Source organism: Cohnella hashimotonis, from assembly GCF_030014955.1.
GTDB lineage: Bacteria > Bacillota > Bacilli > Paenibacillales > Paenibacillaceae > Cohnella > Cohnella hashimotonis.
Map to the genome: position 1 here is coordinate 1,040,926 of NZ_JAGRPV010000001.1, position 12,564 is coordinate 1,053,489.

Below are 12,564 nucleotides of genomic sequence, written 5' to 3' on the forward strand. Positions count from 1 at the left end.
AGCGGACGGACGCTTCTCCCCGGCGATAATCGGCGGGGAAGCGTCTTCGTTCGTACCGCCGACGAAAAGTCGGCTTGACGGCGAGCATCGATTCGTATCCGGCCGCTCCTGTCGCTACCAATTGAAAGGAGAGGATGATAGATGTCCGCGGCATCCGTTACCGGCGCGATTCTAGCAGGCGGCCCGAAGGCGCTTTTGGGCGGAACGCTGAAAGCGCTTCTGCCATTGCAAGGAGAGGCAGCGATCGTCAGACAAGTGCGGGAAATGCGCAAGCTATGCAAGGAAATCATCGTCGTCACCGATACGCCGAAGCCTTTTTTCGACGTGTTGGATTCGTCCGTACGTATTATCACGGATTATTACCCGGGGCGAGGACCGCTCGGCGGCATGCATTCGGCGCTTCGTCTCGCGCGGAATCCGCTGGTATGGATCGCCGGCTCGGACATGCCGTTTCTTTCGGCGGAGGAAGCGCGCCGGCTAATGACGGGCTTATCGGATGGGGTTCAAGCGGTAATTCCCATCGTGAACGAGCGGCCGGTCCCGCTGCACGGGCTTTACGACAGCCGCTGCTCGGAGACGGTCGCCATGCTGCTGAACGCGGGCGGCGATAGCATGGAGGGCCTGCTTGGGCGGATACAGTGGCTGGGGGTGCCAACGGAGAGCGGGACGGACCAAAACGGGCCCGGATTTTCGTTCGAGATCCATAGCGAAGCGGACTACGAGCGCGCCCAAAGCCTGCTGCACATGGCTCGTTCCACCGGCTGACCCGGTCTCGTTTTCCACTGGCAGTCGCTATTTCGAACCGAATCAAACCGACGTGCGATCCTCATTGCAGGATTATGTCGTTTTGTGTTGAAATAGCTTAAGTACAGTCCGACTCCGGGGGAAAGTCATTCATGCATGCAACTGAACCGATCCATACATCCGCCAGAAAAGCAGCGCTGGGCGTTTGGGCGCTGCTTCTTGTCATTTTTATTATTCTCTCCGTTCCGATCGCTTGGAGCACGTCTCTATACGAGGACAGAATCGTGCGGAAAGCCGACCAGGACGCGGCCGCAGCGCTTGCCGCCCAAGCCAATTCGCTAAGGCTCGCAGTGGAGCGGAGGCTGCTGCTGTCGGAAAGTCTCAAGGCGTTCGCGGACACGGAGCTCATGAACGGCAAGGAGATCGACAGTGCGCGCTTTAACGAATTCGCGTCTCATTTCGTGCCTAGAATTCCGGACGTTCGCAATATATCCCTTTATCCGGACGGCATCGCGCGCTACGTGTATCCATCAGCGGGAAATGAAACGCTGTTCGGGCTTAACCTTTTCGAACACCCGGACCCCGAGGTCCGGGATAACGCGACGCGCACGATGAAGATGGATGGGGTTACCCTCATAGGGCCGCGAGAGCTGACGCAGGGCGGCATCGGCCTGTTGACGCGGCAGTCGATCTTCGTGAACGGCCGTTTCTGGGGTTTTGCCTCGATCGTACTGGACGTGCCGGCGCTGATTCGGGAGGGCATCCAGACTTCGGATACCGGGGAGCTCGATATCGCGCTGCGGGCCAACGGCCGCCTCCTGCTCGGCGACGAGAGCCTGTTCGATGGAGAGGGCTTGAGGGAGAGGGTCAAGCTCCCGGAAGGAGAATGGGCGTTCGCCGGGAAGTTGAAAGAGAGCCAACTGCGCGAGATCGAGAGCAAGGTGCTCCTGATCCGCGTGATCAGCATGATTTGCGTGGCGCTCATCCTGTATTTGCTGTACGTGCAGTTGACCGGCAAAGCCAACCTCGACGTAAAGGTTCGCGAGCGAACGAGCGAGCTTCAGCGGGCGAACGAGACAATCGAAGCCTCCAACGAGGAACTGATCGCGATCGAAGAGGAACTACGCGAACAGAATCGGATGCTCGAGAGCAAGGAGCAGGAGCTGCGCTACCTGGCTTATCACGATGCGGTGACCGGCGCGTACAATCGAACGTACTTCAACCAGCATCTCGAGGAACAACGGGCGGCCGCCGAGCGCAGGGGACGCAAGCTAGCGCTGCTGTACTTGGATCTCGACCAGTTTAAGCTGGTGAACGATACGCTCGGCCATACTTTCGGAGATATTCTGCTGAAGGATGCCGCGATGCGTCTTCAGGGCATTCAAAACGAGGGATACCCGGGGGTGGCGTTTTACAGGATAGGCGGAGACGAGTTCACGATCATTCTCCCGCACATCGAGGATTCGGAAGCCGGTACGCAGCTCGCGGCGCAAGTGATCGAGCTGTTCCGTCAGCCCTTCTATCTCAAGGGAGCCGAGTATTACTTGACCGCGAGCATTGGCATCGCGCTGTATCCCGATCACGGGGCCGATGCGCCGACGCTGATCAAGCACGCCGACAAAGCGATGTACGCGGCCAAGGAGGCCGGGAAAAACCGCTATAAATGCTACGACGGAACGGACCAGGCAGGAGCTAGCGAGCTGATGGAGCTGCGGAGCTATCTGCGCAAGGCGCTGTCGCGGGGCGAGCTGGAGCTGTATTATCAGCCGCAGATCCAAGCGGGTAGCGCGCAGCTGGTCGGCATGGAGGCGCTTCTGCGCTGGAATCACCCTAAGCTTGGACCGGTATCGCCGCAGCAGTTCATACCGCTTGCCGAGGAGACGGGGCTCATCGTCGAGATCGGAGAGTGGGTGCTTCGTGTCGCCTGCGCGCAGAACAAAGCGTGGCAGGAGGCGGGTTTTCCCGAGCTGCGCATAGCGGTCAACCTGTCCGCCCGACAGTTCGCTTCCGGTGACGTGGCGGCGTCCGTCCGCGGCGCATTGGAAGCGTCGGGGCTCGAGCCGCGGTACCTGGAGCTCGAGATCACCGAGAACATGGCCATGAAAAACGAAAATCTCCCGACGCTCGAGCTGCTGCGGGATATGGGCATCACGCTGTCCATCGACGACTTCGGTACCCAGCATTCCTCGCTCGGCTATCTGAAGTCGCTGCCGATCAGCCGGATCAAGATCGATCGTTCCTTTGTCAGCGGCATCGGCAAAGACGAGCGGGACGAGGCGATCATCCATGCGATGATGCTCGTCGCCCGCCGCCTGAAGTTGTCAGTCGTGGCCGAGGGCGTCGAGACGGAGGCGCAATACCGCTTCCTCGCCGAGCATGAGTGCGACGATATCCAGGGCTTCCTGTTCTATCGCCCGCAGCCGGCGGAACTGATTCGGAAGGTACTGCTGCAGCATTGGAAATCGTAGCAGAAGCGTCGATCCGCGAAAAAAGGCTTACAACGAATTCGTTGCCCATCAAAAATCCCCTCGCGCATTTGATAGCGCCAGAGGATTTTTTTCGTAGGCTCGGTTATGCGTCTTCGTCTTGCTCCTCCACCAGATGCTTCAGCATCGCCAGCTTGTTGTCCCAGAACTGCTCGAAGTAACCGAGCCAATCTTTGAGCTCCGCGAGCGGCTCGGGGCGGAAAGCGTAACGCGTCTCGCGCCCGGCTCGCCGCTCGGTGACGAGCCCTGCTTCCCGCAGGACGCGCAAATGCTTGGAGACGGCGGTCCGGCTCATGTCGAACTGTCCGCTGAGCGCCGACAATGGCTGCTCGCCCTGCGTCAGAAGGCGCAGCAGGCGCCGTCGGCTCGGGTCCGCGATCGCCTGGTAGACGTCGTGCTGCGGCAGCGCTTGTCCCATTAGGCCTCGACCAGCCGCTGCAGCTTGGCGACGATGCCGTCCCAGCCGCCTGCCATATGTTCGCGAATGATGCCGTGCGGTTGACCGAACTCGGTCAGCGTGTCCTCGTCCCAACCGGCGTGCGTGAGCGTGAACGCGGTGCGCGCGTCCGGCAGCTCCTTCAGCTCGAACGACAGCGTCCAGTCCTTGCCCCAGTTCATAGAGAATCGCTCGGGCGGATCGAATACGGTCACTTTGCACGGCGACATGCCGAACTGTCCTGCATTGAGCGTAAATTCATGGCCGACGACCGGCTCGAAGTCGTTCGGCGGCATAAACCAGGCGGAGATGCCTTCGGCCGTGGATACCATTTTCCAAACCTTCTCAATAGGCGCGTTCAGCTCCAGGGTTCGTACGATATCGGGGAGTTTGCGGGAGTTGCTCATGTAATAAACCTCCTCTGGAATAAAGGAAACCATTTGGTTTCGCATGACTATCATACGAAACCAAATGGTTTCATGTCAATTGGAAGTTGTGCCTGCTTGAACGGAACGGCGTTTTTCCGTTTTAACAGTATCCCCTTTAAACAGGAAAGCGAATGCGGTAACGTCCGCATTCGCCTATTATTGGTTGGCAGCTCCCGCCGCTGTAAGTGCAAGATCAGCGCGATCCTACCGCATTCGGCATGTGGTCCTGCCCTGTCTTCCTGACCCAAAGGGATATTGTTAAAACGCGCGGAAGAAGCCTCGTTCGGATTGATCGCGTCCATCCGGCGGAAAAGCGCGTGCTGTAGGCGGCAGTGATTATTTTGGTGCCTCATCCTCGCCTTGCCGCTGCTCGCGCATGCGCGTCATTTGCTGCCAGACCGAGCCTGCGGCTTCCTCGCCGCTGCGAATGCGCGCGATCGCGATCTCGGCCTGCAGCTTCACCTCGAACTCGGGCTCGGCTGCGGTCACGCGCTCCAGCGCCTCCAGCGCGGCTTCGTCGCCGGCTTCGTAGAGGAAGCGCGCGGCGCGCCAGCGCACCAGCTTGTTGGCGTCGCCCAATGCCTCCGCCATGGCCGGACCTGCGGCGGGATCGCCGATGTCCGAGAGCGTGTCGCCCGCCGTGCGGCGCACGGCCGCCGACGAATCCTTAAGCGCGGCCAGCAGCGGCGGCAGCGCTTCGGGAATGCGCAGGTCGCCGAGGTAGACGACGGCGAGCCGGCGCACCGACACCTGCGGGTCGCGCGCGGCCTGCGCGAGCAGCGGCAGCAGCTCCGCGTCGGGCTTCGCCCGCGACAGCGCCGCGTAGCGCGTCTGCCAGTCCGGCGCGCCAAGCGCCGCCTCCAGCTCGTCCGGCGTCGTCGCCCGGCTTGCCGCGGCGCCGCCTGCAGACCCGTCTTCGGCGGCCGCGCCTTCGCCCGCGCCCGCCGACTGCGCGGCCGCGATCAGCTCGCGCAGCCGCTCGTCAGGGTAGGCCGCGTCCAGCTCGCGCGCGACCTCCTCGAGAATCTCCTGCGGTTCGCCGTAGCGGACGCCGAACTCCGCCAGGCGCCGCTCGCGGATGAACGTGCCGGCAGCCGCCTCGTTCACGGCGTCCGTGAACCGCTGGCCAAGCGCGGCCCGCGATTCCTGGCCGCCGCTCTGCACGCGAATCTGCATCGGGATGCCGCGGTACATCTGCACGAGCACGCGGGCTTCGCCGAAGCTGTAGGCCAGCGCGTCGCCCGCTCCGGCGCCAGCGCCGTCGGCGGAAGCGCCGAACAGTTCGCGCACCGCCGCTAGGATGCCCGCCCAGTCGGCGCTCGGCCTCCGGTCTACAGCGAAGAAGTCGGCGGTCCGGAAGACCGACTTCACGCCGGGAATCTCTAGCAGCTTCAGCGCAAACGGCGGCAGCTGCTCCTTTTTGTCCATCGTATAGGTGTGGCGTTCGCCGGCCGGCAGCTTTTCGTCCACGTTCAGCTTCATAGAATTGGGGCTGGGCGTTGGCTCAATTGACAGCAGCTTCATGTACACACGACCTCGCTTTGCATATGGTGATCTCGCCAATCTCTATCTATACAATACCGCACCGCGTTCCGTATTGCCAAAGGAGGGGTATTTAAGTGACATATCGGCCTTGGTACATTGGCCTGATTCCTGCTATAGTAAGATTAGTACGTCAACGGAGGGGTACCATGCCTAAGAGCCGCTTCGGCAACCTGGATGCCATTCGCGCGGGCGCCGCGGGGAAGGACCAGTTCGCGCGATGGCGTCAGGAACGCCTGCAGAAGATGAGGAACAAAGGTTATCTGGAATGCGTCCCGAACGTGAAGCCGGATCTCCCGTTTCTACATCATAACCGTCAAGAGCCGTCCGTTACCTGGATCGGGCATTCTACGTTTTTGCTGCAGATGGGCGGCCTTAATATCGTCACCGACCCGGTATGGGCGCGCCGGATGGCGCTTCAGAAGCGGCTGGCGCCGCCCGGCGTCGAGCTGTCCGACATGCCGTCCGTCGACCTCGTGCTCGTTTCCCATTCCCATTACGATCACCTGCACTTCGGCTCGCTGCGTCGTTTGCGGGGACCCAAGCGGCTGTACGTACCGGCCGGCCTGAAGCGCAAGATGGCGATCCGGGGATTCGGCGAAGTTCACGAGATGCACTGGTGGGAGAATTGCACCGTGCACGGCGTGAAGTTCACCTTCGTGCCGGCCCAGCATTGGACCCGGCGCAATCCCTGGGACATGAACAATTCCCATTGGGGCGGCTGGGTCATGGAGACGCATCACGGTCCGACGATCTACTTCGCCGGGGACAGCGGTTACTTCAGGGGCTTCGAGGAGATCGGCCGCCGCTTCAAGATCGACGTCGCGCTTATGCCGATCGGCGCTTACGATCCCGAGTGGTTCATGGCTGCGCAGCACGTGAGTCCCGAGGAGGCGCTCAAGGCCTATCAGGACCTGAAGGCCGATATTTTCGTCCCCATGCATTACGGCGCCTTCAAGCTGTCGGACGACACGCCGATGGAGGCGCTCGAGAGGCTCGAGGCGGAGCGCGCGCGCCTCGGCATTCCGCAGGAGAAGATCTTCCTGCTCCAGCACGGAGAGACCATGCGCTTCTCGCAGAGCCATGTCATCGATAACGAAGCAAAGGATGGATTGGATTGATCACAGTTAACAATGTCAGCCTCAGATTCGGCAAGCGTCCGCTCTTTGAGGATGTCAACATCAAGTTCACGCCGGGCAACTGCTATGGCTTGATCGGCGCGAACGGAGCAGGCAAGTCGACGTTCCTGAAAATTCTGTCGGGCGAAGTGGAGCCTTCGAGCGGCGAAGTATTCATCACGCCGGGCGAGCGCCTCGCTGTGCTCAAGCAGAACCACTTCGAGTACGACGAGTTCAAGGTGCTCGATACCGTTATTATGGGCTACGAGCGCTTGTACCAGGTCATGAAGGAGAAGGACGCCATCTATGCGAAGGCGGACTTCACCGACGAGGACGGCATGCGCGCGGGCGAGCTCGAGGCCGACTTCGCGGAGATGAACGGCTGGGAAGCCGAGAGTGACGCAGCCGAGATGCTGAACGGCCTCGGCATCACGACCGACCTGCACGACAAGCAGATGTCCGAGCTCGGCGGCAACGAGAAGGTCCGCGTCCTGCTGGCGCAGGCTTTGTTCGGCCAGCCTAACATTCTGCTGCTCGACGAGCCTACCAACCACTTGGACATTGAATCGATCAACTGGCTCGAAGAGTTCCTGGCTCGTTATACGGGTACCGTCATCGTCGTATCGCATGACCGGCACTTCCTGAACCAGGTTTGTACGCATATCGCGGACATCGACTTCGCCAAGATCCAGATGTACGTGGGCAACTACGACTTCTGGTACGAGTCGAGCCAGCTTGCTACGCAGCTGATGCGCGACCAGAACAAGAAAAAGGAAGACAAGATTAAGGAGCTGCAGGCATTCATCCAGCGCTTCTCGGCGAACAAGTCCAAGGCCAAGCAAGCGACCAGCCGCCGCAAGATGCTCGACAAAATCTCGCTGGACGACATCCGTCCGTCGAGCCGCAAATATCCGTTTATCCAGTTCAAGCCGGAGCGCGAAGCGGGCAAGCAGATCGTTACGATCGACAACGTCAGTCTGACGGTCGACGGCGAGAAGCTGCTGGACGGCGTGTCCTTCGTCGTGAACAAGGGCGACAAGATCGCGCTGGTCGGACCGTACGGGCAGGCCAAGACCGCGCTGTTCCAAGTGATGATGAACGAGATCCAGCCGGACGAAGGCTCCGTGCAATGGGGCGTCACGATTACGCCTGCGTATTTCCCCAAGGACAACTCGGCTTACTTCGAAGGCAACGACGATTCGCTCGTCGATTGGCTGCGCCAGTACTCCAAGGACCAGGACGAGTCGTTCATCCGCGGCTTCCTCGGCCGCATGCTGTTCTCCGGCGACGAAGCGCTGAAGAAGGCATCCGTGCTGTCGGGAGGCGAGAAGGTCCGCTGCATGCTGTCCAAGATGATGCTGACCAGCGCGAACACGCTGCTGCTCGACGAGCCGACCAACCACTTGGACCTCGAGTCCATCACGGCGCTGAACAACGCGCTCGTCGACACCGACGAGACGATGATTTTTACGTCGCATGACCATCAGTTCATCCAGACGATCGCCAACCGCATCATCGAGATCACGCCGAACGGCCTGATCGACCGGATGACGACGTACGACGAATACCTGGAGAATCCGGAGATCGCAGCGCTGCGCGCGCGCATGCTGCCGGCCTGATCCCGGGGCGGAGCGCTTCCGGTATGCTTCCGGAATGACTCTTCGGCCGCTTTGGACGCTTCGACATTTTTGTAATACAATTGTAATGTGCGTTTTCGTTTCAATGGCGGTCGTTTTGTACAATGTATGAGTGACCCCCCTTTTCAATATATCTTTCTTAAGAGCCTTCCGGTCGAATACCGGAGGCTCTCTTTTTTTTGTGGTATGATGTTTAAACTTATACCGCGATGAAGGGGACGACTATGTTTTATTCGCTGAGAAACCGGCTGATCGCTTTTTTCGTCCTGCTGTTCGTTCTGTCGTTCGGCGCGCTGTCCGTGCTGATCTTCAACGAATCCCGCTCGATCATCCGCTCTTACATCGAATCGTCGGCGCTGGAGAAAATGGACGAGTACGGCTCGTACGTCGATATGGTTCAGACGCAGATTTACGACCTCGCCTCGCTCATATTCAATAGCGACCTGACTGACGAGTGGGACGAGGCCGCGTCGGACCCGAAGCTGCCGGAAGGCGAGAAGATGCTGGCGCATCTGCAGATGAGCAAGTATCTGTCGCAGACGAACAACAGCTACTCCAGCATCTCTTCCGTTGCGATCTATCGTCAGGAAGGCTTATGGGTCAGCATGGGCAATCAGGTCGTCCGCGACAAAGCGTTCTTGGACCAGGAATGGTACCGAAGCTTCAAGACCGCGAACGAACGCTGGCTGCCGGCGCATACCGACGACGTCGAGCTGCAAATTCGCGGCAGCGCGAATCCAGTGGTCAGCATGCTCATGCCGCTTGGCGTCTTCGAGCCGTCGCAGGCTCGCAACGTGCTCAAGGTAAATGTAAGCGCAGACTACTTCCTCGAGCCGCTGAACCGGATTCACCTTGGGGAGAGCGGCACGATCTATCTGCTCGACCGCTCTGGGAGCCCCATGCTCTCCCAGAACGAATACGGCTCGCACGGCGAAGCGCAGAGTCAGGTTCAAGCCGCGCGGGAAGGCTGGCGCAAGCAAGGCGTCCTTTACTTCAAAAACGAGCAGGGACAATCCCAGATTCTCGTGTACAAGAAGCTGGCGCTGACGGATTGGATGCTGGTCGGCTTCGTCTCGGAGCGGGACCTGTACGCGCAGCTCCTCAAGCTGCGCAACAGCATCGTGTTCCTGTTCGCGCTCCTGCTGGCCGTCTCGCTGTTCCTCGCCTTTTGGCTGTCGCACGGCGTCACCAAGCCGCTCTCGCGCCTCGTGTCCGCGATGCGCCACGTGCAGCGGGGCGACTTCGACAGCGCCGAGAGCCGGCTGCCGCCTGCAAGGCGCGTCCGGAGCGAGGTCGACTTTGCGACTTCGACCTTCCGCAACATGATCATTCGCCTCCGCCAGCATATCCAAAGCGAATTCGAGCTAAAGCTGCTTCGGCAGCAGGCCGAATACAAGGCGCTGCTTATGCAGATCAACCCGCACTTTCTGTTCAACACGCTGGAGCTGCTCAGCAGCCTCGCCATGCAGAAGCGGACGGACGACACGGTCAAGGTGATCGTATCTCTCGGCAAAATGCTGCGCTTCTCGCTTCGCCTGAGCGACGACCTCGTCGGCCTGAAGGAAGAGATGAAGTATGTGCGGGATTATGCGTCCATCCTGCAGGTGCGCTTCGGCGACAAGCTCCGGCTTCGGATCGTGGAAGAGGGCGATCTGGCGTCGCTGACCGTCGTGAAATTCATTTTGCAGCCGCTCATCGAAAATGCCGTGAAATACGGCTTCAGGCAGCATCCGGAGGCGGTCGTGGAGGTCCGTTTGTTCCGGTCGGACGGACGTCTGCATCTTTGCGTATCCGACAACGGACCCGGCATGCCGGAGCAGCTGCGCTTGCAACTGATCGAGGGTACCGCCTCGTCCAGGCTAGACGAGATCCTGAGCAGCCGCGAACGGCAAATCGGATTGGGCAACGTGCTTGCGCGCTGCCGCTTGTATTACGGCTCGCTATTCGAAGTGCGCATCAATGCCGCCGACGGAACCGGCGCGCACATCGAACTCATCATTCCCGTACAGGAGGCGTCCAGCGATGTACCGAGTATTGATCGTGGATGACGAGCCGGAGATCCGGCAAGGACTCAGGCTGAAAATCGATGCGGACAAGCTGGGGCTCGAGCTGGCGGGAGAGGCTTCGAACGGCGTCGAAGCGCTGGAGCGCCTGGAGGACGAAGCCTTCGATATCGTCATTACGGATATGAACATGCCGGTCATGGACGGCGTATCGTTCCTCGAGGCGTGCCGCGAGCGCCATCCGGACATCCGTCTCGTCGTGATTACCGGCTACGAGGATTTCCAGTATGCCAGAGCCGCGCTCCGGCACCAGGCCAGCGACTACTTGCTCAAGCCCGTCGCCGCGGACGAGCTGGCGGACGTGCTCGCCAAGGTGACCGGCGAGCTGGACGGCGAACGGCAGGAGACGGCGCGCGAGGAGCGGACCCGGTGGGAGCTGTCGCAGTACTACAAGGAGATGAAGGAGCACTTCATCGTCCGCCTGATCAAAGGCGAAGCGGACCGGGAGAATGCAGCCTTGGAGAGGGCGCGCAGATTCGGGCTGGACGCGTGGGCGGAGGCGGAGGTCCGCTTCCTGACCGTCGGCCTGCGAGAGCGATCGGCGGCTACGGTTCGCCGTCCGGCGCCGCAGGCAGCCGGCGAAGGCGAGGCAGCGCATCGCCCGGACAAGTGGGGCGAGGAGGGCAATGGGACGGCGGGCCGCTATTCGACGCGTACGCCGGACCAGTTCCGGCTGGCGCTTGAGCTGATCTGCAGGGAGCGTGCGCTGGAGAGCGGGGCTTGCGAGGCGTTTCGCGATGCGAGCTATCCCGGTCTCGTGCACTTCGCGACCGCGGAGAGCGAGGCTTGGCTGCGGGACTTCGCGGAGACACTCGCGGAGCAGGTGGCCGCTCTGCTCGGCTTTGAGCTGGCTGTGGGACTCGGCCGATCCGCGACGGGCTTCAGGTCGTGGAAGGAAGGTTATCTCTCCTCGCTGCTCGCGTGGAATCTGTCAGAGAGCGGACTCGCGGAAGAGGACCGCCGGTCGCCTGCCGGCCGAACCGCGCTGACCGGCGAGGAGCTCAAGGTGCTCGAGCGCTATCTGTCGCGCGGAGAGCTCGAGGCGTTCGAGCGCGCGATCCGGCAGCCGCTGGACGAAGCGTTCAAAGCTTCGCAGACCGGCTTCGTCAAGGTCATTTTCCAGCTGTACCTGGCGCTGGAGGCGCAAGCATTCGAGTCGCACATCGCGTTGGACCATGCGGAACAGCTGTGGCTGCGGCCCGAACTGGCGCTCGCGCTGGACTCGGCGGACAAGGCCGTCGAATTTTTGATGCGGATCGCCGATAAAGTGGCGCGGCAGCAAAGGCATGAAGCCGAAGAGAGCGACCATGCGCTCATCGACGCGGTGCTGCGCTATATCGACGAGAACTATATGACGGACTTGAACCTGACAGACCTGGCCGAACGGTTCAACTATAATCCCTCCTATTTCTCGGAAATGTTCAAGAGCAAGGTCGGCAAGACGTTTATCCAATACGTGACCGATGCCCGGATGACGCAGGCGATCCGGCTGCTGGAGGGCACGCAGCTTAGCCTGTGGGACATCGCGGAGCTGACGGGCTTCTCCAATGCCAGCTACTTCAGCTCCAAGTTCAAGCGGATGCATGGCGTGTCGCCGTCGGATTATCGGAAGGGGGTGAAGTAAAGGGATACAAGGAACTCCCCTTGGTTAGAAAAGCAAATGAAAATCCCCGGCGACCGCGCCGGGGAAGTCGTTTATACAGCGTTATTGAGCGGCGCGCCGGGCGTGATGATCCGGTACTGAATGAGGGCGGATTGCGCCCACTCGTCCGCAGGAGCATAACCCTTTTCAAGGAGGGATCGAACGTAATGACCGTTGTAAGCCCACCAAGAGATGATTCCGTAGATTCCCAGTGTCACGATGCTGAGGCCCCAGATACGGAAGAAATTGCGAAAATCACCGCGGAACAAGGGAACCCAAAGTCCGAAGAAAAAGAAGGTCCAAGAGAATCCGAGCTTTGCTTGTTTGGTAACTCCGGAGGAGTGCCTAAGACTTATTCTCAACGACATCACCGTAAAAAGTCCCCATCGGTTGGGGTATTTGCTCCTATATATGCGCTATAATTCTACAACATTTGGGGGAATTTGGCGATAGAAAAAGACGTACCCA

10 protein-coding genes are annotated in these 12,564 nt (G+C 60.3%); 6 read left to right on the top strand and 4 right to left on the bottom strand.

Annotated elements, in window-relative coordinates; all coding sequences use genetic code 11:
- Positions 1-141: 141 nt before the first annotated feature.
- Together mobA and KB449_RS04055 are read left to right on the top strand one after the other, a co-directional pair.
- The gene (mobA, locus tag KB449_RS04050) at positions 142-765 is read left to right on the top strand and encodes a molybdenum cofactor guanylyltransferase (RefSeq protein ID WP_282907142.1); all 624 of its coding nucleotides are present in this window, start codon (positions 142-144) and stop codon (positions 763-765) included.
- 131 nt (positions 766-896) lie between these two features.
- Positions 897-3,212 carry a putative bifunctional diguanylate cyclase/phosphodiesterase gene (locus tag KB449_RS04055; protein WP_282907143.1) on the top strand — a complete coding sequence of 772 codons (2,316 nt, stop codon included), beginning with the start codon at positions 897-899 and terminating at the stop codon, positions 3,210-3,212.
- A 103-nt stretch (positions 3,213-3,315) separates the two neighbouring features.
- On the opposite strand, the gene KB449_RS04060 is transcribed toward KB449_RS04055, so the two are convergent.
- The 3 genes from KB449_RS04060 to KB449_RS04070 all read right to left on the bottom strand — a co-directional run bounded on the left by KB449_RS04060 (position 3,316) and on the right by KB449_RS04070 (position 5,618).
- On the bottom strand, positions 3,316-3,648 hold the full coding sequence (locus tag KB449_RS04060; protein ID WP_282907144.1) for an ArsR/SmtB family transcription factor: 333 nt from the start codon (positions 3,646-3,648) through the stop codon (positions 3,316-3,318).
- On the bottom strand, positions 3,648-4,073 hold the full coding sequence (locus tag KB449_RS04065; protein ID WP_282907145.1) for an SRPBCC family protein: 426 nt from the start codon (positions 4,071-4,073) through the stop codon (positions 3,648-3,650). Before KB449_RS04065 ends, KB449_RS04060 begins: the two co-directional genes overlap by 1 nt.
- A gap of 357 nt (positions 4,074-4,430) precedes the next feature.
- Positions 4,431-5,618 (bottom strand): conserved virulence factor C family protein, encoded by a 1,188-nt coding sequence (locus KB449_RS04070; protein WP_282907146.1) that lies wholly within the window; start codon positions 5,616-5,618, stop codon positions 4,431-4,433.
- 167 nt (positions 5,619-5,785) lie between these two features.
- Between KB449_RS04070 and KB449_RS04075 the strand changes: the two genes are divergently transcribed.
- The 4 genes from KB449_RS04075 (at position 5,786) to KB449_RS04090 (ending at position 12,078) form a co-directional block, all read left to right on the top strand.
- Positions 5,786-6,757: an MBL fold metallo-hydrolase gene (locus KB449_RS04075; RefSeq protein WP_282907147.1), complete on the top strand. Its 972-nt coding sequence runs from the start codon at positions 5,786-5,788 to the stop codon at positions 6,755-6,757.
- Positions 6,754-8,373: an ABC-F family ATP-binding cassette domain-containing protein gene (locus tag KB449_RS04080; protein ID WP_282907148.1), complete on the top strand. Its 1,620-nt coding sequence runs from the start codon at positions 6,754-6,756 to the stop codon at positions 8,371-8,373. Before KB449_RS04075 ends, KB449_RS04080 begins: the two co-directional genes overlap by 4 nt.
- Positions 8,374-8,615: 242 nt before the next feature.
- Positions 8,616-10,439: a cache domain-containing sensor histidine kinase gene (locus KB449_RS04085; protein ID WP_282907149.1), complete on the top strand. Its 1,824-nt coding sequence runs from the start codon at positions 8,616-8,618 to the stop codon at positions 10,437-10,439.
- On the top strand, positions 10,414-12,078 hold the full coding sequence (locus KB449_RS04090; RefSeq protein WP_282907150.1) for a response regulator: 1,665 nt from the start codon (positions 10,414-10,416) through the stop codon (positions 12,076-12,078). Before KB449_RS04085 ends, KB449_RS04090 begins: the two co-directional genes overlap by 26 nt.
- Positions 12,079-12,149: 71 nt before the next feature.
- On the opposite strand, the gene KB449_RS04095 is transcribed toward KB449_RS04090, so the two are convergent.
- Positions 12,150-12,314 (bottom strand): hypothetical protein, encoded by a 165-nt coding sequence (locus KB449_RS04095; protein ID WP_282907151.1) that lies wholly within the window; start codon positions 12,312-12,314, stop codon positions 12,150-12,152.
- Positions 12,315-12,564 lie beyond the last annotated feature (250 nt).